Source organism: Geobacter sp. SVR (assembly GCF_016865365.1).
GTDB lineage: Bacteria > Desulfobacterota > Desulfuromonadia > Geobacterales > Pseudopelobacteraceae > Pelotalea.
In genome coordinates, this window is sequence record NZ_AP024469.1 from 768,786 (window position 1) to 795,663 (window position 26,878).

The following is a 26,878-nucleotide window of genomic DNA, read 5'->3' on the forward strand; positions in this document are numbered from 1 at the left end:
ATACGCCTGACGCATATCAACATGCGTAGTACCACCGGTACCATTCCACAAACCGCCCGATCCCTTCCTCGAGCGGGGTGGCCGGGGCAAAACTTACATCGCGCATCAGATCGTCCACATCAGCATGGGTGGCCGGAACATCGCCCGTTTGCATGGGTAGGAGGTTTTTCACCGCGGCTTTGCCCAGGCAGCGTTCCAGTGTTTCGATGAAGTGCATCAGTTCCACGGGGGTGTTGTTGCCGATGTTGTAGATGCGATAGGGGGCATAGCTGCTGCCGGGATCGGGGGCATCACCACGCCATGCCGGATTGGCCGTCGCCGTCTTGTCCGTGACTCTGACCACTCCTTCCACGATGTCGTCGATGTAGGTGAAGTCCCGACGCATTTTGCCCTCGTTGAAGACGTCGATGGGTCTTCCTTCGAGTATTGCCTTGGTGAACAGGAACAGGGCCATGTCGGGCCTGCCCCAGGGGCCATATACGGTGAAGAAACGCAGACCCGTGGTGGGCAGGCCATACAGGCTGGAGTAGGTATGGGCCATCAGCTCGTTGGACTTTTTCGTTGCCGCGTAGAGCGATACCGGGTGGTCGACATTGTGGTGAACCGAGAACGGCATGGTGGTGTTGGCCCCGTAGACCGAGCTGGACGAGGCATACACCAGATGCTTGACACTGTTGTGGCGGCATCCCTCCAGGATGTTCATGAATCCGACGATATTGCTGCTGATGTAGACGTGGGGATTTTCCAGTGAGTGGCGTACCCCGGCCTGGGCGGCCAGGTTGACTACTTTCTCGAACCGCTCAGCCTGGAAGAGCTTTTCAAGGGTCTCGCGATCCTCAAGGGAGCACTTCACGAACCGAAAGCCCGGTGTCCCTTCCAACTGCGCCAGACGAGCCTGTTTCAGGCGCACGTCGTAGTAGTCGTTCAGGTTGTCGAGTCCAACGACCTCATCACCCCGCGCCAAAAGGCGCTTGGAGAGGTGATAGCCGATGAAGCCGGCCGCGCCTGTTACGAGTATCTTAGCCATATCAAAGCCTCCAGAGGCGAATACCGCCGTCCTCGACGGCCCGCCGGTCATAGATCCCCTTTACATCCACCAGGACCGGAGCCGATTTCAACAGGTTTTTGAGATCTTCCACCCCTAGCTCGCGGTACTGTTGATGGGCCACCGCGAGGATCAGGGCATCGGCGGGCATCAGGTGCCGGAAGGGGGTCAGGGAGAGGCCATATTCATGCAGCGCTTCCTCCTGGTTGGCCAACGGGTCGTGCACCTGAACAGTGACGCCATAATCGCGAAGTTCCGCGATGATATCAACTACTTTCGAGTTGCGCAGGTCGGGACAATTTTCCTTGAAGGTCAGGCCCAGAACCGTGACTGTCGAGCCCCGCACGTTGTGACCGGCATGGATCATCTCCTTGACGGTCCTTTGAGCAATGAAATGTCCCATGCCGTCGTTGATTCTGCGTCCGGCCAGGATTACCTGCGGGATATAGCCGATCTTTTCAGCCTTGTGGGTGAGGTAATAGGGGTCCACGCCGATGCAGTGGCCTCCTACCAGGCCGGGGGTGAAACGGAGAAAGTTCCATTTGGTGCCGGCCGCCTCAAGCACGTCGTTGGTGTCGATTCCCATGTGGTCGAAGATGATGGCCAATTCATTCATCAGGGCGATATTGAGGTCCCGTTGGGTATTTTCGATAACCTTTGCCGCTTCGGCCACTTTGATGTCGGCTGCCCGATGAACTCCAGCGGTCACCACCGATCCGTAGACCTGTGCTACGACATCCAGGGTCCGGGTATCCTGCCCCGCCACGACCTTTTTGATCTTGGTAAAGGTGTGCTCCTTATCGCCGGGATTGATGCGTTCCGGGCTGTAAGCGACCGAGAAATCTACGCCGCAGCGCAGCCCGGAAACCCGTTCCAGGACCGGCGCACACACCTCTTCCGTGACACCGGGGTACACCGTTGATTCATAGACGACTATGTCGCCGACCTTGAGAGCCTGGCCGACCGTTTCCGATGCCCGGAGCAAGGGCATTAGATCAGGCTGGTGGGCATCGTCGATGGGAGTCGGGACCGCTACAATATGGAAATCCGCCTTCCGCAGGTCCTCGATCAAGGCGCTGAAGAGGATATCGGCATCACGCAGATCCTCGGCGGAAACCTCGCCGGTGCGATCGATGCCGTCGCGTAACTCGGCGATACGCGAGGCGCTGATATCGAATCCGATAGTCTGCCGCACCTTGCCGAAGGCGACGGCTACCGGCAGTCCCACATAGCCGAGGCCGATCACTGAAACCGTGCGTTCATGTCCCATTGGTACACTCCATTCCTAGAGGGCCAGCAGCAGGGTTCCCCCGGATGGCATCACAGGTGATGACGGTCGACGAGAGTTTCATTTCAGCATCTCTTTGCCAGGAGCTTCGTTCATCAGCCGGAGTGCCGCCTGCACCACATCCCCGGCCGTTACCGCTGTCATGCATCTGTGATCGGTCGGGCACTCCCTGAGCTTGCAGGGGGCGCAGGGCACATCTCTGCGGACAACCACGGCCTTGTCCGTGAAGGGGGCGGTCCCGGTATGATCGGTAGGACCGAAGATGGCCACCAGCGGGACGCCAAAAGCGGCAGCGATGTGCATCGGACCGGAGTCGTTGGTGACGAAGAAATTGCAGCGTTTGATCAGCGCCATCAGTTCCCGTACGTTGGTTTGCCCGGCCAGGTTCAACCCCGTGCCTTCCAGGCGTGCCGCGATGTCGTTGGCGATGTCCCTCTCACCCGGTCCGCCGAAGATCACCACCCGCGCCGACCAGTGGGTAGCCAGTTGCCGGGCGACTTCCGCAAAGCGTTCCGGGTACCAGCGTTTGGCTGAGCCATAGGTCGCGCCGGGGTTGATGCCCAGTACGGGCTCTTCGGGGCGGATGCCGTGGCGAGCCAGCAGCAGGTTTGCCTCGTGCTGCTCCTCTGGCGTGACCATCAGATAGGGGCTGCGGACGGAGCCGGTGATACCGAAGTGGCGCACCAGCTCCCGATAGTAGTCCACTTCATGCCCCGTCCATTTTCGCTCGTTCGGGGAATAACGCTTCGAAAGCAGCAGTCCTCGCCCATCGCTGCTTTTACCAAACCGGACCGGTATGCCAGCCAGCCAGGGTATCAGGGCGGAGTCGAAGGAATTCGGCAGGATGATGGCTGCATCGAAGGACTGCCTGCGTAGTTCCGCCGCCAGTCTCAGCCTTCCGGCAAAGCCGCGGTGGGCGCCAGTGCGGTCGAAGGTCATGACACGATCGATCCCGGGGTGGGGCGAAAAGAGTTGTGCCACCAACGGGTTGGCCAGCAGCGTGATCTCGGCATCATGAAAGTGTTCCCGGATCAGGCCGATGGCCGGGGTGGTCATGACTGCGTCGCCGATCCAGTTGACTGCCCGTACCAACAGCCGGCGAACGGGGTTGCGGCTGCTGGGGCTCACAGGGGCGTAACCTTCCTGCCATCTTCGGAAGAGAGTGACGTCACAGTTTCCGGAGCGGTTCCATTGGGAAAGGCCTCCTCCAGCAGCATGACCGGGATGCCGTCTCTGACCGGAAAATTCAGGTTGCAGCTCTGGCAGTACAGAACTTGCTTGCTGTCATCGCGGGCAAGGTCACCTTTGCAGGCAGGACAGGCAAGTATGTCGAACAGGTCGTGTGAGAGCATTATGATGTTGCTTGGCCTCGCGGAAACCGATTATGGGCTTGGTCGAGGGAAGAACCCAGAATCGAAATCTTGTTATAATGCCACAGACAGCTTTATTTTTGAAGCAAATTGCTCAGCATTGCCAACAGCGGGGTAGGGTCGTCGATGATCAGGTCGAGGGGGGCAATCAGGATTCTGCGGGCCAGTTCCCGGGGCAGGCGCTCCAGTTTGACACCATCCTTGCCGGTCGTGAGGGCGATTTCAGCTCCGGACCGGCGCATGGACTCTTCTATTTCGGCTGTCCGGGCATCGTTGTAGTCGACGTGGTCCGGCAAGGGCAGGGTGGATACCAGATCGAGGCCGAGCTGCCGCAGTCCATCGAAAAAGGCCTGCGGTTCGGCTATTCCTGCAAAAGCCAGCACCTTCCTGCCGGCCAGCGCTGTCAGCGGCATTGTTTCCCCTCCCATCAGCGGGACCGCTCCGCCCAGTTCATGGCGGGCGCGGCAGACAGTAACTACAGGGGCAAACGGCACAGTCGTTTGCCCGGGCAGGCAGCGGGTGAAGATTACAAGGTCGGCGCGGGCGGCAGCGCTGGCAGGCTCCCGCAGCAACCCGGCCGGCAGAGTCCAGCCATTGCCGAAAGGGAGGTTGCAGTCGAGCAGCAGAATGTTCAGGTCGCGTTCGAGGCGCATGTGCTGGAAACCGTCGTCCAGCAGGAACAGGTCCGGGGCAAGATGTTCCATGGCCAACTGTCCGGCACTGTGGCGATCGCTGCCGATCACCACCATCAGCCCCGGTACCGTGCTGGCCAACAGGCGGGGCTCGTCGCCGCACTCACCTGCCGTCATGGTAATGGTACGGCCGTCGGAAACGATAGCGGGGCGCCCTTCGCAGGTGCCGCCGTAGCCGCGCGAGAGTACCGCCACCTTGAACCCCTGCGCCAAGAGCAGGCGGGCAATATGGGCTGTGACCGGCGTCTTGCCGGTGCCGCCGACCGTGAGGTTGCCGATCGAGATCACCGGGCGCGGCAATTTTTTCGCCCTGATGATGCCGCTGCGGTACAACAGGGCGCGCAGGTGCTGAACCAGGGCGTAGGGCAGGGAGAGGGGTACCAGCAGTGCCAGCAGCAACCGGTCGAGCGGTCCCTTTCTCGTCCCGTTGGCCAGGGCGCGCCAGTATGCGGCGAATGAGGATCTCATAGATAACCGGCAATGACCTGCAGGTGCCTTTCGGTGGCACCTCCGTTTTCCTGCATCATCCGCAATCCATTCTCTCCCATGGCCTGTTGCCGGTTGCGGTCTGTGATCAGGCTGCGGCAGGCAGCAGCCAGCCCGGCGGGGGATTCGATCTGGACTCCGGCATCGCAGTCCAGGGTGAGCGCGGCGATTTCCCGGAAGTTGGTCATGTGGGGACCAAAGATCGAGACCACCCCCACGGAGGCCGGCTCCAGCAGATTGTGGCCGCCGGTCGGCACCAGGCTGCCGCCGACAAAGACCAGGTCGGACAGCGCATACAATCCCATCAGCTCGCCGATCGTATCCACCAGCAGCACCTCTCCCGGATGGAACCGATAACCGGCGGAGTCCCGCAGTGCCGTGCGGCGGCGGTAAGGCAGGTTATTCCGCTCCAGAAGAGCCGCGACCGCATCGGCCCGTTCCGGATGGCGCGGTACGAGTATCAGGAACAGGGGTAAGCCCTCTGCCAGCAGCGCACGGTAGGCCTCCAGTACGTACTCTTCTTCGCCGGGATGGGTGCTGCCGGCGCAGAGTGCGGTCAGATCGCGCGGGATGGCGTAGCGTTCCCTGAGTTCGGCCCGCTCTTTGGCCGGTATCCGGCGGAAGGGAATGTCGTACTTGAGGTTGCCGGCAACCAGGGTACGCTCTGCCGGTGCTCCGATGGCGACGATCCGGTCGCGGTCGGTTGCGGTTTGCATGCAGAGCGCCGAAAACAGCCGCAGCGGGTGGCGGAAAAACCAGCTCAGGCGCAGGTAGCGGCCGAAGGAACGGTCCGATATGCGACCGTTGGCCAGCAGCACCGGAATACCGCGCCGGCAGGCCTCGCGGGTGAAGTTGGGCCAGATCTCGGTCTCCATGATGATCACCAGTTCCGGCCTGATGATGTCCAGCGTGCGCCGCACAGCCGGCAGAAAATCGAAGGGGAAGTAGATGCAGAGATCCCTTTCCGGGAATCCCTCGGCAATGGTGCGTCCGGTTTCGGTGGTGGTGGAGACAACCAGGGCATGGCCTGGGTAGCGTGCACGGAGCGCCTTGAGCAGCGGCCGACTGGCAATGGCTTCGCCTACCGATACGGCATGCAGCCAGATTACCGGCCGGCCGTTGGCTTTCAAAAGTGCCTGTGCGGGAATGAGCCCGAAACGTTCGCCAAAGGCGGGGCGGCGGCCGCGGCTGACGGAGCGGTACAGGTGGTAGGCGCAGACCGGGAACAGCAGGAAGAGGGAGAGTATGTTGTAGATCAGGTAGAACATGAAGGTTGCCGGTCAGCGCCCGGCCGGCCCGGAGATTCCCGGTCGAGTTTCATCAGGTAGTACAGCGATGCCGCGGTCAGGTGCACCATGCCCCAGGCCCACAGCGTATCGCTCAGGAAATGCCCCCCCTGGGTGATGCGGGCGAAGCTCATCAAGACTCCGAATGCCAGCCCTCCAGTCAGCCAAGCTAATGCTAAACGTGGCCTGCGGCGGCGCAGCGGAAAATACGGCGCAGCCAGGTAAAATGCGGCGGCCGAATGGCCAGAGGGAAAGGAACGACCATTGTGGGGCGTGCCCATCTGCCACGGCTGAAGGAACTGCTTCTTGCCGCCGAACTCAACGACCTCCCGTGGGCGCGGCCTGCCCCAGTACTCCTTGAAGACGCTGTTGACCAGCAGCCCCGGTCCCAGCAGCGCAAGTATCACCAGAAAGACTCCCTGTCTGCGCCACTGCCGCCAGGCCGGGTTGACCCTGCCATACAATGCCAGGGCCAGCCCCGCAACGGCCATCGCGAAGACCGGAGTACGGTTGAGCAGGTACAGAAAGTGCCAGAAAGGGCGATCCCCCACTGCCCATCCCTCAGGGCGGAAGAACAGCGCCGACAGTTTCAGGTCGGCGCCTGTCGCGCCTATGATGGCGGTGGCAATCAGCAGTACCAGCAGCGGCAGGCCGAAATCTACATACTTTCGGTTCATTGTGTGCTCTCCCCGGCCCGTTTCCAACGGCGATGTACCCAGTACCACTGGGTCGGATGGGAGACGACAAAATCCTCCACATAGCGCGACAGGGCCTGAACTTCCTCTCTTATGCCATCTTCGCTCTGATCGCTGCCAAAGACATGCGGAGGGTTGATGGTAATCACGAAGCGGTCCCCTTCACGGTGGATGAAGGAAGGCAAAAAGGCCGCGCCGGTTTTGTGGGCGATGATCACCGGCGCCTTGGATGCCCAGGCCTTTCTGCCCAGCATATCGATCAGCGCCCCTTCCTCGGGGAATACCGCCTGGTCGGCCAGGAGGCCTATGTTATCCCCCTTTTTCAGCACCGATAAAATACCCCTCAGAGCCCCCTGCTTATAGATGATGTTGTTGTCGTAGCGGCTCCGCATTTTCTCCACCATGCGATTGAGATAAGGATTGTTCTGGCGTCGGGCCACCACCGACATCCTGCCGCGGAAAAACCGCCAGAAGGCCAGGGCCACCAGTTCCCAATTGCCGCAATGTCCGGTCAGGAAAACGACCCCTTTGCCCCGGGCGCTGGCCGCCTCGAAATGTTCAGCGCCACGCAGCTCGATCCTGCCGAGTATGTCCTCACCTCTGCCGTGGTACAGGCGGCATACCTCCACCAGCGATCTGCCTAGGTTGCGGAAGGTCTCTTTGACCAGTTCCCCGGCGGTCCGTTCGCCCGACGTCCATAGAGGGTGGGACTTCATAAACGGCAGGGCCCGGCTGATATTATCCACGGCAATGGCTTTACGCTTCGGAAGCAGCAGCATCAGAAACATTCCGACGCTGGAGCCGAGGCGGTTGGCAACCGGGGCCGGCAGCATCGCCGCCAGCAGGGTCAGTACATAGAACAGAGCGGCCTGAACGGCCCAGAACAGTCTCTTCATTGTTCGATCATCCCGACCGTGTCCCGGTCGTTGAACTGCAGGGAGTGCAGACGGCTGTAGAGACCGCTGTTGCTCAGCAGATTCTCGTGAGTGCCGCTTTCCACGATCCTTCCCCCTTCCAGCACCACGATCCGGTCTGCGTGCAGAACCGTGGAGAGCCTGTGGGCGATGACAAAGGTGGTGCGGTTGACCATCAAATTGTCCAGGGCCTGCTGCACCATCTGCTCGCTCTCAGTGTCCAGGGCGCTGGTGGCTTCGTCCAGTATCAGGATCGGAGCGTTTTTGAGCAAGGCTCGAGCGATGCAGATGCGTTGCCGTTGTCCTCCGGAGAGCCGTACTCCCCGATCACCGATGTTGGTGTCGTATCCCTCGGGGAGCTGCATGATGAAATCGTGGGCAAAGGCGGCTTTGGCTGCTTCGATCACCTCGTCCAGGTTGGCACCCGGCTTGCCGTAGCGGATGTTGTTGGCGATGCTCTCGTTGAACAGGGTCGTTTCCTGATCGACCAGGGCGATCTGCGCCACCAGTGAGTTAAGAGTCAGATCGCGGATATCGTGTCCGTCGATCAGGATAGCCCCATCAGTGACATCGTAAAAGCGGGGCAGCAGGGAAACCAGGGTGGTCTTGCCCCCGCCCGAGGGGCCCACCAGGGCGATCATCTGGTTGTTGGCAGCTTTCAGAGATACATTCCGGAGAACCGGCTCTTCGCCATAACTGAAGGAAACATCACGGAATTCCACCATGCCTGAGGAACGGCCGAGATCCAGTGCACTTGGGCGCTCCACGATGCTGCGCTGCCGATCCAGCAGTGCAAAAACGCGTTCCGCGGCCCCGGCCGAGCGCTGCAGCACGTTATAGGATCCTTGGAGTTTCTTGATGGGCGTGAAGACCATGACCATGGCAGCAATGAACGAGAACAGCTCCGAGGCGGTCATGCGGCCCGACATGACTTGGCTGCCGCCGAAATAGATTACGCCGGCCACACCAAAGGAGATGATTGCCTCAGATACGGGCATGGCCAGGGATTCGTATTTGATGTATCGCCGCATCTGGTTGAAATATTCCAGATTCACGCGGTGAAAGCGCTCGATGGTCTTATTCTCCAGGCCAAAAGCCTTGATTACCTTGATGCCGGAGAAGGTTTCCTGCAGGATGGCGGTCAGGCCTCCCATCACATTCAGGCTGCGGCCTGAGGCGTTCTTGATCTTTTTGCCGATCAGCTGCGCCGGATAGGCTGTGGCCGGAATGACCACAAAGGTGATGATGGCTAGTTGCCAGTCCCGGTAGAAAATGACGCCCAGGAGCGACAGGGCCGAGATCAGATCCCGGAACAGGCCGCAGACGACGTTGGCGATTCCCTCCTGCATGGCACCGATATCGTTGGTCATGCGCGACATCAGCTCGCCGGTGGCGCGGTTATGAAAAAAACTCAGATCCTGCCTGACATTGCCGGCATAGGCATCGTTGCGGATGTCCTGGACCGCCTTCTGCCCCGCCAGTTTGAGGGTCGTATCGTAGGTGTAGCGGGCGAACCCGCGGATGATGAATAATATGATAATCCCTATCGGGACCAGCAGGAAGATGGTGGTGTCCTTGCCGGCAAAGATCTTTTTGAGGACCGGTTCCACCAGCCACGCAAAGGCGCCGTCCAGACCGCCGACGATCATCGAGCAGAGTGCGGAAACCAGCATCAGGCCCCAATAGGGCTTGAAATATCCGAGGGTACGTCTGAGTATCGGGTTCATGTGCGTTCCAATTCTGTAAGTAACAGGCGGGCGATGTTTGCGGAGGCCCCCCCACCGCCTAGCCTTTGCCGTATCAGGGCCAGACGCCCCCTGACGGCTGTTGTGTAAGCGTCGTCGTCAAGAAAACGACCGATCTCCGCTGCAATGGCAACAGGATTAGCCTGTTCCTGGATCAGTTCCTGAACGACCGTTTCCCCTGCCACGATATTGCAGAGACCGATATTGTCGATCTTGACCAGCCGTTTTGCCAGTTGATAGGTGAGCGGTGAGAGCTTGTAGATGATCACCATTGGCGTTTCGACCAGGGCGATCTCGAGGGTGACCGTGCCGGACACGGAGATGACCGCATCGCAGGCGCGGATCAGGTCGTGGATGCGTTCGTGGGTGATGGTGACATTCAGTCCGGCCGCCTTTAGCTGAGGGGTGATATGGTCGGCGCGCAGGGTGGAGGCCAGCGGCAGGACGAACTGGACGCCGGGGAAGCGATCCCGCAGCAATCCTGCAGCAGCGACGATGACCGGCAGCAGCCGTTCGATCTCGTTTTTGCGGCTGCCGGGAAACAGCCCGATGATTTTTTGCTGCGGATCGAGCCCGAAGCTGGTCGCTGCTGCCGCACGGTTCATCTCCACCTTGACGAGATCCAGCATGGGGTGCCCGACAAAGGTGGCCGGTACGCCAGCCCCCTGATAGAAGGGGAGCTCGAACGGCAGGATCACCGCCATGTGGTTCACCAGACGGGCGATCTTTTTGACCCGTCCCTGGCGCCAGGCCCAGATCTGGGGGCTGATATAGTAAAATACCTTCACTCCCGATTTTCTCGCCACCTTGGCCAGCCGCAGGTTGAAACCCGGGTAATCGATCAGGACCAGAATGTCGGGCGGGTCGTTCAGCAGGATCCGTTTCAGCGTGATGAAGGCGGAGGAGATCACGTCAAAATGCTTTAGCACCTCCACCAGCCCGACCACGGCCATGTCGGCCGAATCGACCAACGTTTCGACCCCTGCTTCGCGCATCCTGGCACCGCCGATGCCGAAAAAACTGAGATGCGGGTCGAGCTTGAGCGCCTCGCGGGCCAGCTCCGCCCCGTAGATGTCTCCGGATGCCTCACCGGCCACGATCATTATTCTGCGATGTGCAGATTGTAAAACCGTTGCTGTCATAAAAAAAAGACCCCCTTTACGACAGGGGGATCGAGAGGATATGGCTGCTGCGTATTTTTCGGAGTGGCACCGCTTGTCCCGGCCGATGGACTAGCCAAGTAGTGACTCCCTGACCGCCTCCGCCACCACGCGTACGGATTCCTCCGGCATCTCCGGATAGATCGGCAGGGACATGCAACGGCTGGCAACATTTTCAGCTATTGGTAGGGAAATGCCGGCACAGGCGGCGGCGAAGACATCCTGCCTATGCAATGGAATCGGGTAATAGACGGCGCATGCGATCTTCCGTTCCGACAAATGGGCCATAACGGCATCGCGGCGGTCGGTCAGCAGGGTGTACTGGTGATAGACATGTACTCCTTTGCCATCCTCGTACGGCACGGTCGCTACATCCCTGAGCAGCTCCGAGTACAGGTGCGCCACTCTTCTGCGTCCGTTGTTGAACTGATCGATCCGCTTCAGCTTGACGCGCAGGATCGCGGCCTGGATGTCGTCCAGACGGCTGTTGAAGCCGATCACGCTGTGATGGTAGCGTACCCGGCTGCCGTGATTGCGTAGCACCTTGAGCTGTTCGGCCAGCTCCGGTGTGGCGCAGGTGACCAGGCCTCCATCGCCGTAGCAACCCAAGTTCTTGCTGGGAAAGAAGCTGAAACAGCCGAGGCTGCCATGGGTGCCGGTCATGCTGCCACCGGTGGCGGCACCGAAGGATTGGGCGCAATCCTCGATCAGCTGCAGTTTGTGGGCTTCGCAGATGGCCTTGATTTCACTCAGCTCGGCGGGTTGGCCGAACAGGTGCACCGGAATGACCGCCCTGGTGCGAGGCGTGATGGCCGCCTCGATCAGGGTGGGATCGATATTGAAGGTCTGCGGATCGATGTCGACGAAAACCGGGGTGGCACCGGCGTAGCAGATCGCTTCGGCCGTGGCGATAAAGGTGAAAGGGGAGGTGATGACTTCGTCACCCGGGCCGATGCCGGCGGCCAGAATTGCCAGGTGCAGGGCATCGGTGCCGGATGCGCAGGATACGGCATGGGCAGCGCCCAGATAGGCGGCGCTCTCTTGTTCGAAAGCAGTGACATTGGGTCCCAGGATGAATTGGGAGCTCTCGATGGCATCCAGCACGGCCCGATCGATTTCCTGCTTCAGGTCGTGATATTGGGTTTTAAGGTCCACCATTGGAATCATTTTGAAACCTCCAGGTTGAGGCTGAGGTTGAGGTTAAGGACTCTCATTTATCCTCAACCTTAACCTCAACCTGTTTTTCTGTTATTTCCGCCCCAGGGCCTGATTGATCTTGAGCGCGGTTTCCAGCGCCATGCGGCCGTCGTGGCCGCTTACCTCGGGCGGATTGCCGGTGCGTACGGCAGCGATGAATGATTCGATCTCGCTCCGCAGTGCATCGGCTTCGCCCAGCTCACGCTCGTCAACCTTCACGTTGGGTACGCCGGGGAACAGCTCGCCATTTCCCTTGCGGGCCACAAGCAGTTTGCGATTCTGGAAATCGAGGGTGATGTAGGCGTCGCGCTGAAAAATACGCATTTTGCGTTCGCTTTTGAGGCTGATGCGGCTGGCGGTGACATTGGCCACGCAGCCGTTTTTGAAGAGGATGCGGGCATTGGCGATGTCCTCTTCACCAGTGAAGACCGGCGATCCGATGGCATCGATGCGCTCGACCGGTGACTTGACGATATGCTGGATGATGTCGATGTCGTGGATCATCAAATCGAGCACGACATTGACGTCGGTGCCGCGGGGCTTGAAGGGCGCGATGCGTACCGACTCGATGAAGAGCGGCTGCTGCAGGACACCGTCCAGGGCCATCAGTACCGGATTGAAGCGCTCCAGGTGTCCGACCTGGAATACGGCCCGGTGCTGTTCCGCCAGGGTGATCAGGTCATCCGCCTCTTCGATTGTGACGGTGATCGGCTTCTCGATCAGGACATGAACGCCGGCTGCCAGGAAATCCCGGGCCACCTCATGGTGATGCTGGGTCGGAACCACGATACTGACGGCATCTACGCGGCCGATCAGTTCCCGGTAGTCGCTGAAGGGGGTGGTTCCCAGCGCTGCTGCGATCTCTGCGGCACGGGCGGGGTTGCTGTCAACGACCCCCACCAGTTCCACATCGGATAGCGAGGCGTACTTCTGCGCGTGGAAGTTTCCCAGATACCCTACGCCGATGACGGCTGTCCTGAGGGCGCTCATCCGCGGCAGATTCCACGCTTGGAGTTCTCGATGAACGCCAGCAGGTAGTCGACTTCGGGGCAGCCGCCGAGTTCGCTCCTGATGCGGGCAACCGCCTCTTCGAGTTTCAGATCAGCCATGAACAGGGTTTTGTAGGCTTTTTTGAGGCTGTTGATGGTTTCATCCGAGAAGCCGCGCCGCTTCAGGCCGATCAGGTTCAGGCCGCGCAACTGTGCATCCCGTTTTCCGGAAGTGGCGATGGTGTAGGGGAGGATGTCCAGGCCGACCAAAGTGCCGCCACCGATCATGGCATGGGCTCCGATGGTTGAAAACTGGTGTACGGCTACAAGGCCCCCCAGAATGACATGATCCTGGACGGTCACATGCCCGGCCAGGGTGGCGACATTGGCCATGACAACGTTGTTGCCGATACAGCAGTCGTGCGCGATATGGGAATAGGCCATGAAGAGATTGCCGCTGCCGACTACCGTCTTGCCGTGGCCGGTAACCGTGCCGCGATGAATGGTGGCAAACTCGCGCACCACGTTATTGTCTCCCAAGTGGGTCCAGGTCTCCTCGCCGCGATACTTCAGATCCTGGGGGGGGGCGCCCACCGAGGACTGATGGAAGATCTGGTTATTTTCGCCGATCGCGGTCCAGTCGCCGATCACGGCGTGGGCACCGATTTTCGTGCCCGCGCCGATCGTGACCTGCTTGCCGATGATCGCATAGGGACCTATCTCGACCCCGGCAGCCAGTTCTGCGCTCTGGTCGATAATTGCACTGGGATGAATCATGGTGTTCTCCTGACGGCGACGCAACAATGCGCCGCGGCAAACATGTGAGTTAAGCGGCTGCGTCGGCGAAGGTGGCCTTCAAGGCCGCCTCGGTAACCAGGGTAGTGCCGACGAATGCCTTGCCGTTAACCCCCCAGATGCCACGGCGGTTGAAGGTCGTTTCGACCTCGATGCGCAGCTGATCGCCGGGGAAAACCGGCTTTCTGAATTTTGCGTTGTCGATGGACATGAAATAGCTCACTTTTTTCCTGGTTTCATCATCCGATGCCAGGTAGGCCATGATGCCGGCCACCTGTGCCATGGCCTCCACGATCAGCACGCCCGGCATGACCGGATGCTGCGGAAAATGCCCCTGGAAGAAAGGCTCGTTGATGCTGACATTTTTGAGTCCCACGCAACGTGTGCCGTGTTCCAGTTCAATGATGCGATCAACCATCAGGAACGGATACCGATGGGGCAGTATCTTCATGATTTCATTGACATCCATTACCATTGTCCCACCTCATTTGAATTCAAATTGGATACGAGTGTAATATACGGAACAGGATAAAGACAAGCTTTACGGATGCACGGAAGAACAGGAAGAGGGGCTCCGTAAGCGATATCGGCCATGGTGCTACTTCAGGCTGGCCGGATCTGTTCCTCCAGCTCTATGATCCTTTTCTCCAGTGCTGTGATGCTTTTGCGCAGTTCCGGAAGCTTCGGCACGATCGCCATGGCCTTGAGCCATTCCTTGTGGGGCATGGCCGGAGTGCCGCTGTAACCGGCATTGGCAGGCAAGGAACCGGGAATGCCCGACTGGGCACCTACCATGACATTGTCACCAATGCTGAGGTGACCGGCCACTCCTACCTGGCCCGCCAGGGTGACATGGTTGCCGATTCTGGTGCTGCCCGAGATCCCTACCTGGGAGACGATCATGCAGTCCTCGCCGATCTGGCAGTTATGGGCGACCTGTACCAAGTTGTCCAGTTTCGTCCCGCGCCTGATCAACGTGACCTCCAATGCTGCCCGATCGATGCAGGTGTTGGCGCCGATCTCGACATCGTCCTCAAGCACGACAATGCCGATCTGGGGAATCGGATAGTAATGGTTCCCGTCGGGGGCATAGCCGAATCCGTCGCTGCCGATCACCGCCCCCGGCTGGATGACACAACGGTTGCCGATGCGGCAGCGTTCGCGGATGACGGCGTTGGCATGGATGACGGTCCCTGCCCCGATACTGACGCCGGCATAGACGACCGCCCCGGGGTGGATGATGCAACCGTTGCCGATGGTAACCTGCTCGCCGATCACGGCACCCGGATGGACCGTTATGCCACTGCCGAGCGTGGCCGAAGCGGCGACGCTGGCACCGGGCAAAATTCCCAGCGGCGCTGGCACCTGCACGTAAAACAGGTTCAACAGCTTGGCAAAGGCCAGGTAGGGATTGGATACTTCGATCACGTTGCGGCCGTAAGCTTCGCCCCCCGGCGCCATCAGCACCGCGCCGGCCTGGGTTTCTGCCACTTTTGAGGCGTATTTCGGATTGGCCAGAAAGGTGACCTTGTCCGGTCCGGCCATGTCGAGCGGAGCCAGGCCGTTGACCTGGCAGCCTTCATCCCCTCTGACAGTCCCACCCAGATAGTCTGCCAGTTCCTTGAGCGTTTTGGCTTCAGTCATCGGCTCGGCCTATTTTTTCCGGCTGGCATTGAACAATTTCAGCACTTCATTGGTCAGATCGGCCTTATCGTCGGCATACAGCATGCCTTCGTTCTTCACAAAAATGAAGGTATAGCCGTTGTTGCGACCGAACTCCTGAATGACCTTTTCCATCGCTTCCAGGATCTTGCGGGTATATTCCTCGTCCTTGCCTTGCAGCTCGTCCTGGGCATCCTTGGTGAAACGCTGGAACTCTTTCAGCTTCTGCTGGTAATCCTTCTCCTTGGAGGCCCGGGCCGTCTCTGACAGCAGCACGCCCTGTTTTTCAAGCTCCTCCTTCAGACGCTTCAGGTCGTCCTGACGAACGTTTATTTCGTCCTGATACTTCTTCAGGCGGGCTGCCAGTTGCTCCTTGGCCTCTTTGCCCGCTTCCGAGGTATTGATCGCCCGCTGCATGTCGATGTAGCCGATTTTGCCGTCCGCGGCAAAAACAGTGCCCGCAGCCATGCAGCTAAGCAGTAGTGCCGTTAACAGGATACGTTTCATGTGGTTTCTCCTTGTATGGAAATTGATTTCTAAAACATGCTGCCGATGGAAAATTCCAGCCTGCCGCTATTGCTGTCGATACCGTTGCGCGGGTTGACCGGAATGCCGTACTCGAGACGCAGCGGACCGATGGGGGAGGCCCAGCGGATACCGCCGCCATAGCTCATCAAAATGGAGCTGAACATGTTCTGCCCGTAGCCGTAGGAATTACCGTAATCGAAAAAGGCGACCCCTTTCAGCCCGAACTCGGACAGCAGGGGGAAGGTCAGCTCGACGTTGCCGAAGGCCTCTTTGTTACCACCCAGGTAGACTTTCTCGTCGCTGATTGTCTGGGCGGTGCCCAAGGTAGATGGCTGGATTTTTACGGGAGATACCGTGCGGGCCTTGTAGCCGCGCAAGGAGAAAATGCCCCCCAGGTAGAATTTCTCGTCGATCGGCACCGGCGAGCTGCCGACTGCCTGGATGTATCCCAGGGTCAGCTTGGTGGAAAACACCACCTTTTTGGTGAGAGGGTGGAACCACGTGTGGTCGGTGACATAGCGCGCAAACTTGTTGTTACCCCCTAGACCTGCGAACTCCGCGGAAAACGAGTTGATCATGCCGGTGGTCGGGTCGAGCCGGTAGTCGGTGACGTTGCGGGTAATGCTGCCGAGGATCGAGCTGGTGGTCGTGGTGCCGAGCGGGTAGGTGACCGGGTCCTGGGTGTTGAGGGTTTGATATGCCACGATCGGATTGAAGATATCCTTGATCTCGTATTTGTACAGGAAAAAGGTACCGATGAAGTCGTTGATGGGGTAGCCCGCCTTGATGTCGCCACCGGTCAGCCGGCGGCTGTAGTCGATGTAGTCGCGCTCCGAGCGGTAGATATCCATTCCCAGGTTCCACTTGGTATCCATGAAGTGCGGATCGGCTATGCCCAGCGAATAGGTCTGGGATTTGCCGCCGATGGAGGCGGAAACATTGGCCCTGAGTCCCAGCCCGAGGAAGTTGGCCTGCTGGACCGAGCCCTGCCCGATAAGGCCGTCCAGGGAGCTGTAGCCGCCGCCGATGCTGAAGGTGCCGGTCGGCTTCTCCTTGACATCCACCGTAACGTTCAGCTTGTCGCTGGCGCTTCCCTTGGCCGTAGCCACGTTGGCCTCCTCAAAGAAGCCGAGGTTCATCAGGTTCTGCTTGCTGCGTTTCATGCCGGTGGCGCTGTATGTCTCTCCCTCGGTTACGCGCAGCTCGCGGCGGATGACCTTGTCGCGGGTTTTGGGATTGCCGGCGATGGCGATTCTCTCGATATGGACCCGTTGACCCTTTTCCATATCAAAGGTCAGATCTATGATTTTTTTGTCAGCCTCGATCTTGGTGACCGGATTTACGTTGGCAAAGGCATAGCCTTTGTCGCCGTAGACATCGGTCAGGGTGGAGATGTCGGCTCGCAGAACAGCCCGGCTGAAAACTTCGCCCTGCTCGACCTTGAGCTTCTTGCGCAGTTCTGAAGCCGGCTCCAGCAGCTCGCCTTTGAAATCGATTTCACCGACGCGGTACTGGTCACCCTCGGTTATGCCGACGGTTACCTCCAGGGCATCCTTGGCCTCGTTCATTTTTACGACCGGCTCGCCCACCTTGATATTGACGTAGCCGTTGTTCAGGTAGTGGTCGGCAATGAGCAGGGCATCGTTTTTAAGCACCTCTTCCTTATAGGTGCCGGCGCCGGTCAGCCACGAAAGAAACCACTTCTCCTTGGTTTCCATCACACCGCGCAATTTGCTGTCCGAAAAGGCCTGATTGCCGTCAAAACGGATCGAGCGGATCAGGATCTTTTTCCCTTCATTTATTTTGAAAGTAACGGCAAGTTCGCCCGCGTTCTGTTTCTCGATCACCGGTGAGACTTCCACCAGATAAAACCCTTCGTCAGCATAGAGCTTCTTGATCCTGGCAACGCTTCTGTCCAGGTCCTTGGTGGAAAAGACGGAATTCTGTCTGAGTTCCATTCCTTCCTTGAGCTTGTCGGCCTTCAGTTCCTTGTTGCCCTCGAACCTGATATCCCGTACCACCGGTTTTTCCTGCACGGTATAGATCAGCACGACTCCCTGGGCGGTTTCCTCGGTCGATACCTGTACATCCTGGAAATGCCCCAGTCGGTAAATGGCACGCAGATCGGCATCGGTCTTATCGCTGTACAGGCTGTCGCCGGGCTTGAGCGTCAGCACGTTCAATATGACGGCGGCCTCTATGCGCCGGTTGCCCTTGACGCGAATATCGGTGATTTTTTCGCCTTCAGCATATGCTGCACCCATCATGAAAACCTGCAGTGCAAATGCAACCAAAACGACTAGCCTTGAAATGGGCACGCTTCCCTCGAATATGCTGAAAATAGTAAACCTAAAAAGGGGATTGCATCACAATCGGAAATCAGACTCCAATGCGCCGTCAACCAGCCGGATCGTCCGTCCCATGGCGGCAGCCAGCCGTTCGTTGTGGGTAACGACGATCATGGTCAAGCCCCGTTTTTGCTGCAGTTCGTCCAACAGAGCATGAATCCCTTCGCTGGTCTTCATGTCGAGATTGCCGGTCGGTTCGTCTGCCAGAAGCATCTCCGGCGACAAAGCCAGTGCCCGGGCAATGGCAACACGCTGTTGTTCCCCGCCGGACAGTTCTCCGGGACGGTGGCTCAAGCGGTGGGACAATCCGACGTCCGACAGGAGCTCCGCGGCAGCGGCCGCAGCCTGGGCACGGGGTGTCCTGGCGATCAAGGCCGGCATCATAACATTTTCGAGGGCAGTGAACTCCGGCAGCAGGTGGTGGAACTGAAAGACGAACCCGATGCTCTTATTGCGGAATAGCGCCAGATCATGATCGTTTTTACTGAAGAGGTTTTCGCCTCGGAAAAGGACCGTTCCCTCGGATGGGCGATCAAGTGCCCCCAGCAGTTGCAGCAGCGTACTTTTGCCCGCGCCCGACGCGCCAATCAGGGCGGTGGTGGTGCCCTGCTGCAGGTCCAGGTCAATGCCTTTCAAGACCTCGATCCTGTTGTGGCCCCTGAGGTAGGTCTTGCCGAGGGCTCTCGCTTCCAGCAGGTTACTCATAGCGCAGGGCCTCTGCCGGCAACATCCTGGAGGCTTGCCAGGAGGGATAGAGGGTGGCGAGAAAGGAGATCAGCACGGCTGTGATCGAGATGAGCACCACATCGGAAGGGATGACCAGTGAAGGGAAATGGTCCAGGTAGTAGATGTCCTTGCTGAAAAAATTCTGACCGGTCACCTTCTGGATCACATCGATGATCGGTTCCAGGTTGAGCGATATCAGTAGCCCTGAAACGACCCCCAGGATGGTGCCGACCACGCCGATTATCAATCCCTCCAGCACGAATATCTTCATGATGCTGCCGCCGCTGGCCCCCATCGACTTGAGTATGGCGATATCCCGGGTTTTTTCCATCACCACCATAAACAGGGTCGAGGCGATGCCGAAGGCTGCCACCAGCACGATCAGGGTCAGGATGATGAACATGACGATCTTTTCGGTTTTGAGAGCGAACAGGATGTTCCGGTTCATCTGCATCCAGTCGCGGGCGGAATAATCGGGCCCCAGCGTATGGTTGATGGTGCGCGCCAATTCGCCGGTGCGATAGACGTCGGCAGCTTTCAGCTGAATTCCGGTGACGGTGTCGTCAAGGTCGAAAAATGTCTGGGCCTGGGAGATGCTGACGTAGGCCAGGGTGGAATCGTACTCGAACATGCCGGTGTTGAAGATGCCGGTCACCCGGAAGGGTTTCATCTTGGGCATCATCCCGAGGGGGGTGATGGTGCCCATCGGTGAAATGACGTTGATCTTATCGCCCACATACAGGTGGAGGTGCTTGGCCAGTTCCTTGCCCACCATAAGACCCGGCAGTTCGCCAGGGCCGGTAGATGCACCCGGCTTGAGACTTTCCATGGTTCCGTCGACCAGCGAGTTGCTGAGCCTGGTCACCTGACGGTCGGTCTGGACATCGATCCCCCGCAGTACCACGCCGGAGACATTTGTGCCGGAAGATAGCATAACCTGGTTGTAAATGAAAGGCGTGGCCGCGACGACACCCGGCAGAGCCTTGAGTTTCTCCATGATCCGGGGGTAGTCGCTCATCGGCGCGCCGTTGCGGACAACAACCACATGGGCATTGGTCCCCAGGATCTTTTCCTTGAGATCCTCTTCGAACCCGGTCATGACGGCCAGCACCACGATCAGCGCCATGACCCCCAACGTCACTCCGGCGGTGGAAATAAAAGTGATGATCGATATGAAGGTCGATTTCCGTTTTGCCTTCAGGTAACGCAGGCCTATGAACAATTCAAATGGCATTTCAAATTCGGGGACTGGTGATTGGGGGCTAGGGACTGGTAAAAGCTTCTGCCAATCACCAGCCCCCAATTACCAGCCCCTACTTTTCCTTTCGCAGTTGCGGAAACAGGATCACGTCACGGATCGAGGCGGAATCGGTCAGCAGCATCACCAGGCGGTCGATGCCGATGCCTTCGCCCGCGGTGGGGGGCAGGCCGTATTCCAGGGCACGCACGTAATCCTCATCCATGTAATGGGCCTCTTCATCCCCCTTGTCCTTTTCGGCTACCTGGGAGAGGAAGCGCTCTTTCTGATCGACCGGGTCGTTCAGCTCAGAAAATGCATTGGCGATCTCGCGGCCGCCGATGATCAGTTCGAAGCGATCCACGATATCGGGATTATGGTCGTTTTTACGCGACAGGGGTGATACCTCGGTCGGGTAGGCGGTGATGAAGGTCGGCTGAATCAGTTTGTGCTCGGCTACCTCTTCGAATATCTCCATCAAAAGTTTGCCGTATCCGATGTCCGAAGGAAGGTCCAGTCCAATACTGCGGCCATAGGCCAGAGCCAGTTCGCGGTCGTCGAGCTGGCGCGGTTCGATGTCGCCGTACTCCAGGATCGCCTCACGCACGGTCAGGCGTTTCCAGGGACGCTGGAAACTGATCGGGAGTCCCTGGTAGCTGAAGTCGAGCGTACCGAGCACCTCCTGGGCAACGTGGCAGAAGAGCTCCTCGGTCAGGTTCATCAGGTCTTCATAGGTGGCATAGGCCTGGTAGAACTCCATCATGGTGAACTCGGGGTTGTGGCGCACCGAGATCCCCTCGTTCCTGAAGTTGCGGTTGATCTCGAATACCCGCTCCAGGCCGCCGACCACCAGGCGCTTCAGGTACAGTTCGGGAGCGATGCGCAGGTACAGCTCCATGTCCAGTGCGTTGTGGTGGGTTATGAACGGCCTGGCGGTGGCGCCTCCGGGAATCTGCTGCATCATGGGGGTTTCCACTTCCAGGAAATCCCGTCCGGTCATGAAGGCCCGAATCAGATTGACGATGCGCGAGCGCTTGATGAAAATCTCGCGGGATTCAGGATTGACGATCAGGTCCACATAGCGCTGGCGGTAGCGGGTTTCGACGTCGGTCAGACCGTGAAATTTCTCGGGCAGGGGGTGCAGCGACTTGACCAGCAGGCGGATGCTGCGGGCATGCAGTGACAATTCGCCGGTCTTGGTGCGGAAGGGAAACCCTTCGGCCCCGACGATGTCGCCGATATCGAAGGATTCGAAATTATCGAAAGCCTCCTCACCGATCTCGTCCTTCTTGACGTAGAGTTGTATCCGGCCCTTGCGGTCCTGGAGCTGAATGAAGGCTGCCCTGCCAAAAGAACGCCGAGCCAGGATACGGCCGGCAACGACAAACTTTTCGGAGTCCGCTTCGATGGTTTCCTTGTCGCCATAGGCGGCGATCACATCAGCCGAGGTGTGCAGCTGCCTGAAATCATTGGGGTAGGGATTGATACCTGCCTCCCAGAGGCTATCCACCTTGCGTCGTCTCTGCAGAAGCAATTCGCTTAATTCTTCCATTCGTCTCGGGGCCTTTCTCGGCAACGTAGTGTGAGTGTAGGAAAGACTGGTAAAAATATCGCCGTAAGGACTCTTCGTCAAGTAAAAAAGGGGGGGCGACCGGAATGGGCGCCCCCCGCTTAATTCATTGATTTTCGGTGTCCTTTTTCTTGCGGCGCGTTCGCTTGACCGGTTCCGGTTGCTCGGACGGCTCTGCTGGAGGGACAGCGCCCGGCTCGGCTTCTTTCGGTGCTTTCCGCCGGCGCGGTTTCGGTGCCGCGGGCGCCGCCGGCTTCGGTTCCGCTGGTGCCGGCGGCGCAGGGGACTCGATGGGTGGGGCCGCTGCTTCGGGTGCTGCTTTCTTTTTGCGCGGTGCTCTCGCCTTTTTCGGTTTTTCGGCAGGTGTTTCAGGTTCCGCCACCTGTTCAGGGGCTGGGGCCGACTGTGGCACTGCGGTCGGTTGTGGCGCTGCTGCCGGTTCGACAGTCGTCTCCGCAGCTGTGGTCGGCAGGGACTCCTCTGGCGCATGGGCGCCCTTGCGCCCCCTGCGGCGCCTGCGCTTCTTGGGTTTCGCGGCAGTTTCCCCCTCGCCGGCTTCGCCAATGGCTGTCTCCGGCTCATGGGGCGGTTCTGAAACCGGTTCGGTCTGCTCCTCTGCCGGGAGCTCGGCCGGATGATCGGCCTGTATGGCCTGCTCGGCAGAGCCCTTTTTCTTCTTGCGGCGGCGCTTGCGCTTTTTGCCCCCTTCCGCCGGAAGGGGCTCATGGGGCTGCGGTGTCTCGCCGGCCTGCTCTTCGGCGATTTCGGAGCTCACTGCCGGTGCCGTGGGCTTTTCCTCTTTCGCTTCAAGGACCGGAATTTCCTCGATCAGCTGCTTTTCGCGCTTGAAGACCTCCAGTTCCACCTGGTTGAGCAGGAAAGAGGTTTTGCCCTTGACCGTCACCTCGATATCGTAGTCGTTCTCGATCTGGACCAGTTCGCGCTTCTTGCGGTTGAGGAGATAATAGGCCACCTCCAGCGGCAGCCCCCCCTGCACCCGGGCGATATTCCCCTTGGCTGCGGCTCCGTGTACCTTACGCAGGAAGGAGAGCGCCATAGCCTCGACCGATTTGACCTTGCCGCGCCCCTCGCAGTGCGGACACGCCAGGTGGATGGCATCGTTGAGGGTCTTGGCAATGCGCTGTCGGGACATCTCCATCAGCCCGAAATCCGAGATGCGCCCCAGATTGACCCGCGCCTTGTCCATCTTGAGCGCCTGCTTGAGGGTCTTTTCCACTTCGATATTGTGCTTGCGGTCGCGCATATCGATGAAATCGATCACGATCAGTCCGCCCAGGTCCCGCAGCCGGAGCTGGCGTGCCACCTCTTCGGCCGCTTCCATGTTGGTCCTGAAGGCGGTGTCCTCGACCCCTTTTTCGCCGCTGGTCTTGCCCGAGTTGACGTCGATGCTGACCAGTGCTTCCGTGGGTTCGATAATCAGCGAGCCGCCGGACGGAAGGCCTACCCGTTTCTCATAGATCTGGTCAATCTGTTCTTCCAGTTGATAACGTGAAAAGATCGGCCGCTTTTCCTTGTGCAGCTTGACCCGTTTTTCGCACTTGGGCATGTTTTCGCGGAAAAACTCCTTGGCCTCGCGATAGGCTTCCTTGCTGTCCACCAGCACTTCATCGATGTCGTCGGAGAAGTAGTCGCGCAGGAAGCGGATGACCAGCCCACTGTCCCGGTAAACCTCGCCGGCTCCCTTGATGTCGGCGGCGGTTTCCTTGATGGTGTTGTACATTCCGATCAGGTTGTCCAGGTCCTTCTGGAGTTCCTCCTGCGGCCGGCCGACCGCCTCGGTGCGGATGATGTACCCGACCTTCTCGGGGATGGTCATTGCGGCAACGATTTCCTTCAGCTGCTTGCGGGCTCCCTCCTGCTCCACCTTACGGGAGATGCCGTGGGAATCGCTGCCCGGCATGACCACCATGTAGCGCCCCGGCAGAGAGATATAGGTGGTCAGGGAAGACCCTTTGTGGTCGCGTTCGTCCTTTTCGACCTGTACCAGCAGCTCCTGGCCCCGGCGCAGCACTTCCTGTATGCGGGGGCGGCGCTTGCGCTGCTCCTCGGGCACATCGTCGCGCCACTGCCAGAAATCGGGATGCAATTCCCCCATTTGAAGGAATCCCGGTTTTGCCCGGCCGATATCAACGAAGGCTGCCTGCAGGCCAGGTTCTACCCGCAGAACCACTCCCTTGTAAATATTTCCCTTGGTCTGCTCCTGGCCGGTGATCTCGATGTTCAGTTCCATCATACGGCCGTCATGCACGATGGCGACCCGCGCCTCCTCGGGGTGCATCACGTTGATCAACATCTTTTTGCTGGTGGTTGCCATGTATTGGATAAGCCCTTTCGCGCAATACGGTATCTTTACGATCTGTTTAAAACTATCAAATTATATCGATTTCAGCCCTGAAAGCAAGGAAAAGGGAGGTGGGACGGAAAATGGCGGATTTCGGGTGTCTGTCGCGCAAACGCCGGATGGATGTCCGAACTTTTTCGGACCGCCATCCGGCGCGTTCTGAAAGGCCAGGAAGTATGGCGAAAATCAGGATATGCCTTTCGCATTCAGGAAAACGCCGTATTTCTTGTCGCTCCCCTGGATGTGGGTGTTCAGCCAGTCTTTGAGAAAACTCATCACACTCAGTGTCAGTACCGCGCCCCCTGATTGAAACTTTTTCTGCAGTTCGAGCACATGTGCGACCAGTTTTTCGTGCTCGATCTTGTGCTTTGCCAGATCGGGATACCCGTTGACCTGCATGACCTTCTCCTCGTCCGCGAAATGGGTAGCGGTATAGGAGATCAGCGACTGCAGCACGAGACCGAGCATGGCGTCCCCCTGTCCCGCTTTCATGGCATCATGCAGTTGATTGACAAGTTCCACCAATTTTTTGTGCTGATCGTCGAACTTTTTTACCTTCACACTCAGTGTCGGACCCCATTCCATCAGTGCCATTGCTGACCCCCTTGTATATTTTCGCCGGCCGCGACCGTCTTTGTCCTGACACGGCGAGGTATGATCAATTCTGATATTACTGGCCGTCCGCCAGATATCCCACCCGGACCGCGCCCCAGTGCTGCCCGCCGATTACGATCGGCGTGGACATGTCGTTCATGACTTCACCGGTATCGCGCAGGTAGGTCTGCAGAAGAAACGAATCCTGATTGGTGGCGGCGCGCAATCCTGTCTTGTCGTTGAAGATGCGCTTGGTGCGGTTGCCGTCCTTGTCCTTCATCATGTCGCCGGTCAGGGGCTGGGTATAGCGCAGGTTGTGCGACGGATTGTACCCCGAGCGATCCACGCAGATCGCATAGAACATGCGCTTGTTCTTGGTGACGATTTCCTCCTGGATCGGAGAGACGATCTCGTCGAACAGCCGGTCGAAGCGGGTGGAAAATTTGGGAGGAAACGTATTCGGAATGGGGGTGTACTCGGTCGAGAAGAGCGCTTCCCTGCTGATCCGACCATCGGCAAGAACGCGCTCGAGAACGGCTGTCACGCGATCGCGCAACTCGACTGCATGTCCCTTGATCGAATCGTGTTCGTTGCCGACATTGAATCGCCCGACGGTGTTGTAGATCTTTTCGGCAGTCTTGGTCAACTGGCCGAAGGTTGCACTGGCGTTTTCCATGTGGAGTTCGATCTCGTTGGCAGTCTCGGAGACCTGATGGATCTTGGTGGATATGTCCAGGGTGGTGTTGCTCTGTTCTTCGGTGGCTACGGCAATGGTGTTGATCATCCCGGCCGATTCCGACGCCAGGTTGAGGATCGTGGCGATCTGTTCGCTGGCTCTTCCGGAGTTGACGATGCCGTGCTCCACCCGTTCCCGTTCCTCGCTTATGGAACTCATGGCTTCCCGGATATCGTTCTGGATGGTCTTGATGATCGATGATATCTGCTGGGTGGAAGCCGAGGTCTTGCCGGAGAGGTTTTTTACCTCGTCGGCCACCACGGCAAATCCCCGGCCGGCTTCTCCCGCCCGCGCCGCTTCGATGGCCGCATTCAGGGCCAGCAGGTTGGTCTGGTCGGCAACGTCCTCGATCATGCCGACAATCTCTCCGATCTGCCCCGATGACTTCTCCAGCCTGCTCATCACCCCCAGCGTTTTTTGAACCCCGATCCGGATCTGGTCGATGCTGTCAGCGGTTTCACCGACGACCGTGCGCCCCTCAACCGCCGATTCATCGACCTGTCGTGACAGGGACGATGCCTTGGCTGTGGTTGCCGCAACATCGTTCAGCGTAGCCGACATCTCCTCACTGGCAACGGCCACTGAAGCCGACAGTTCCTTCTGCTCGAAGACCGTGGCGGCCAAGCGTTCAATGCCTGACATGGTGCGGCAGGAGGTGATGGCAACATGGCCGGCCTGGACATACAACTCGGAGATGATATCCCTGAGTTTCGCCACCAGCTTGTTGACCTCTTCGGTGAGCGTCCCGATTTCGTCGGAAGAGGTCACTGGAAGCTGCATCGTCAAGTCCCCTTCACCCCGCGACAGCACTGTAATGTTTTCCGAGACGTTGACGATGTTTTTGATGATGGTAAGCCTGAAAAACAGGTACATGGTGCCGACGATCAGCACGAAACAGGCGGCACCCACGGCGCACAGCAGGATCGCCAGATGCTTGGCTCCCGTATACCCCTCTTCCAGCGAGGTGGTCAGCATGATGGCGCCGGTGGGGCCTTTTTCGGGGTGGCATGGCATGCAGCGCTGCTCGTTCGGCAGCGGAATGACGGTGGTGAGGGTGTGGATGCCGTTGGCAGTGCCTTTGACGTCGATGGTCTTGCCGCTCTTGAACGATTCGAGCACCAGCGGGTCAGCAGGAGCCTGCCCGCCGGCTGGTTTGCCCTCCTTACCGAAAATTTTCAGTTCAAGCACGATCTTCTTGTGCTTCAGCTGTTCGACATAGGGGCCAATGGCGCTGGTCTCATTTTTCATCATGAGATCTTCGACCGATTGCCGGATGGCGGAGGCCAGGGCCTTGGAAGACATTTCGTACTGCCGGATGGTCGATTTCAGTCCGAGCCAGAGCGAAGAGATGCCCATCACGCTGAATCCCAGAAACAAGGTAATGCCTATGATGCAGAACACCTTCAGCGCCAGTTTCATCTTCACGATGGTACCTCTCTCATAAGGAAAGTAT

23 protein-coding genes are annotated in these 26,878 nt (G+C 58.8%); all 23 read right to left on the bottom strand.

Features of this window, described 5'->3' with window-relative positions; genetic code table 11:
• Positions 1–16: 16 nt before the first annotated feature.
• Positions 17–1,027, bottom strand: a complete 1,011-nt coding sequence (locus tag GSVR_RS03655) for an NAD-dependent epimerase (protein WP_173202077.1) — start codon at positions 1,025–1,027, stop codon at positions 17–19.
• A 1-nt stretch (position 1,028) separates the two neighbouring features.
• Positions 1,029–2,315 (bottom strand): nucleotide sugar dehydrogenase, encoded by a 1,287-nt coding sequence (locus GSVR_RS03660; RefSeq protein WP_173202076.1) that lies wholly within the window; start codon positions 2,313–2,315, stop codon positions 1,029–1,031.
• Between the two features lie 78 nt (positions 2,316–2,393).
• Complete coding sequence (gene waaF / locus GSVR_RS03665; protein ID WP_239077447.1) at positions 2,394–3,461, bottom strand: lipopolysaccharide heptosyltransferase II; 1,068 nt, start codon at positions 3,459–3,461, stop codon at positions 2,394–2,396.
• Positions 3,458–3,685, bottom strand: coding sequence for a Trm112 family protein (locus tag GSVR_RS03670; RefSeq protein WP_203978782.1), 228 nt, complete (start codon positions 3,683–3,685; stop codon positions 3,458–3,460). The genes waaF and GSVR_RS03670 overlap by 4 nt, the downstream gene beginning before the upstream one ends.
• 92 nt (positions 3,686–3,777) lie before the next feature.
• Positions 3,778–4,863 carry a tetraacyldisaccharide 4'-kinase gene (lpxK, locus tag GSVR_RS03675; protein ID WP_173202075.1) on the bottom strand — a complete coding sequence of 362 codons (1,086 nt, stop codon included), beginning with the start codon at positions 4,861–4,863 and terminating at the stop codon, positions 3,778–3,780.
• Positions 4,860–6,149, bottom strand: coding sequence for a 3-deoxy-D-manno-octulosonic acid transferase (locus GSVR_RS03680; protein ID WP_173202074.1), 1,290 nt, complete (start codon positions 6,147–6,149; stop codon positions 4,860–4,862). The genes lpxK and GSVR_RS03680 overlap by 4 nt, the downstream gene beginning before the upstream one ends.
• A complete protein-coding gene (locus GSVR_RS03685; protein WP_173202073.1) occupies positions 6,137–6,844 on the bottom strand; it encodes a phosphatase PAP2 family protein in 708 nt (235 codons plus the stop codon). The genes GSVR_RS03680 and GSVR_RS03685 overlap by 13 nt, the downstream gene beginning before the upstream one ends.
• Entirely contained in the window at positions 6,841–7,758 is a 918-nt protein-coding gene (locus tag GSVR_RS03690) for a lysophospholipid acyltransferase family protein (RefSeq protein WP_173202072.1), read from the bottom strand. Before GSVR_RS03690 ends, GSVR_RS03685 begins: the two co-directional genes overlap by 4 nt.
• Positions 7,755–9,503, bottom strand: coding sequence for an ABC transporter ATP-binding protein (locus GSVR_RS03695; RefSeq protein WP_173202071.1), 1,749 nt, complete (start codon positions 9,501–9,503; stop codon positions 7,755–7,757). The genes GSVR_RS03690 and GSVR_RS03695 overlap by 4 nt, the downstream gene beginning before the upstream one ends.
• Positions 9,500–10,663: a lipid-A-disaccharide synthase gene (lpxB, locus tag GSVR_RS03700; protein WP_239077448.1), complete on the bottom strand. Its 1,164-nt coding sequence runs from the start codon at positions 10,661–10,663 to the stop codon at positions 9,500–9,502. The genes GSVR_RS03695 and lpxB overlap by 4 nt, the downstream gene beginning before the upstream one ends.
• Before the next feature lie 90 nt (positions 10,664–10,753).
• Positions 10,754–11,848: a DegT/DnrJ/EryC1/StrS aminotransferase family protein gene (locus GSVR_RS03705; protein ID WP_173202070.1), complete on the bottom strand. Its 1,095-nt coding sequence runs from the start codon at positions 11,846–11,848 to the stop codon at positions 10,754–10,756.
• A gap of 81 nt (positions 11,849–11,929) precedes the next feature.
• Complete coding sequence (locus GSVR_RS03710; protein ID WP_173202069.1) at positions 11,930–12,868, bottom strand: Gfo/Idh/MocA family protein; 939 nt, start codon at positions 12,866–12,868, stop codon at positions 11,930–11,932.
• Positions 12,865–13,644 carry an acyl-ACP--UDP-N-acetylglucosamine O-acyltransferase gene (gene lpxA / locus GSVR_RS03715; RefSeq protein WP_173202068.1) on the bottom strand — a complete coding sequence of 260 codons (780 nt, stop codon included), beginning with the start codon at positions 13,642–13,644 and terminating at the stop codon, positions 12,865–12,867. Before lpxA ends, GSVR_RS03710 begins: the two co-directional genes overlap by 4 nt.
• Before the next feature lie 49 nt (positions 13,645–13,693).
• Entirely contained in the window at positions 13,694–14,137 is a 444-nt protein-coding gene (fabZ, locus tag GSVR_RS03720) for a 3-hydroxyacyl-ACP dehydratase FabZ (RefSeq protein ID WP_173202067.1), read from the bottom strand.
• Between the two features lie 128 nt (positions 14,138–14,265).
• Positions 14,266–15,306, bottom strand: a complete 1,041-nt coding sequence (lpxD, locus tag GSVR_RS03725) for a UDP-3-O-(3-hydroxymyristoyl)glucosamine N-acyltransferase (RefSeq protein WP_173202066.1) — start codon at positions 15,304–15,306, stop codon at positions 14,266–14,268.
• Between the two features lie 9 nt (positions 15,307–15,315).
• Positions 15,316–15,831 (bottom strand): OmpH family outer membrane protein, encoded by a 516-nt coding sequence (locus tag GSVR_RS03730; protein ID WP_173202065.1) that lies wholly within the window; start codon positions 15,829–15,831, stop codon positions 15,316–15,318.
• 29 nt (positions 15,832–15,860) lie between these two features.
• Positions 15,861–18,119 (bottom strand): outer membrane protein assembly factor BamA, encoded by a 2,259-nt coding sequence (gene bamA / locus GSVR_RS03735; protein WP_173202064.1) that lies wholly within the window; start codon positions 18,117–18,119, stop codon positions 15,861–15,863.
• A gap of 99 nt (positions 18,120–18,218) precedes the next feature.
• The gene (locus GSVR_RS03740) at positions 18,219–18,905 is read right to left on the bottom strand and encodes an ABC transporter ATP-binding protein (protein ID WP_173202063.1); all 687 of its coding nucleotides are present in this window, start codon (positions 18,903–18,905) and stop codon (positions 18,219–18,221) included.
• Positions 18,898–20,160 (bottom strand): lipoprotein-releasing ABC transporter permease subunit, encoded by a 1,263-nt coding sequence (locus tag GSVR_RS03745; protein WP_173202062.1) that lies wholly within the window; start codon positions 20,158–20,160, stop codon positions 18,898–18,900. Before GSVR_RS03745 ends, GSVR_RS03740 begins: the two co-directional genes overlap by 8 nt.
• A 79-nt stretch (positions 20,161–20,239) precedes the next feature.
• A complete protein-coding gene (lysS, locus tag GSVR_RS03750) occupies positions 20,240–21,715 on the bottom strand; it encodes a lysine--tRNA ligase (RefSeq protein WP_173202061.1) in 1,476 nt (491 codons plus the stop codon).
• A gap of 124 nt (positions 21,716–21,839) precedes the next feature.
• Complete coding sequence (locus GSVR_RS03755) at positions 21,840–24,068, bottom strand: Rne/Rng family ribonuclease (RefSeq protein WP_239077449.1); 2,229 nt, start codon at positions 24,066–24,068, stop codon at positions 21,840–21,842.
• Positions 24,069–24,281: 213 nt separating this feature from the next.
• The gene (locus GSVR_RS03760) at positions 24,282–24,689 is read right to left on the bottom strand and encodes a bacteriohemerythrin (protein WP_173202060.1); all 408 of its coding nucleotides are present in this window, start codon (positions 24,687–24,689) and stop codon (positions 24,282–24,284) included.
• A gap of 76 nt (positions 24,690–24,765) precedes the next feature.
• The gene (locus GSVR_RS03765) at positions 24,766–26,844 is read right to left on the bottom strand and encodes a methyl-accepting chemotaxis protein (RefSeq protein ID WP_239077529.1); all 2,079 of its coding nucleotides are present in this window, start codon (positions 26,842–26,844) and stop codon (positions 24,766–24,768) included.
• Positions 26,845–26,878 lie beyond the last annotated feature (34 nt).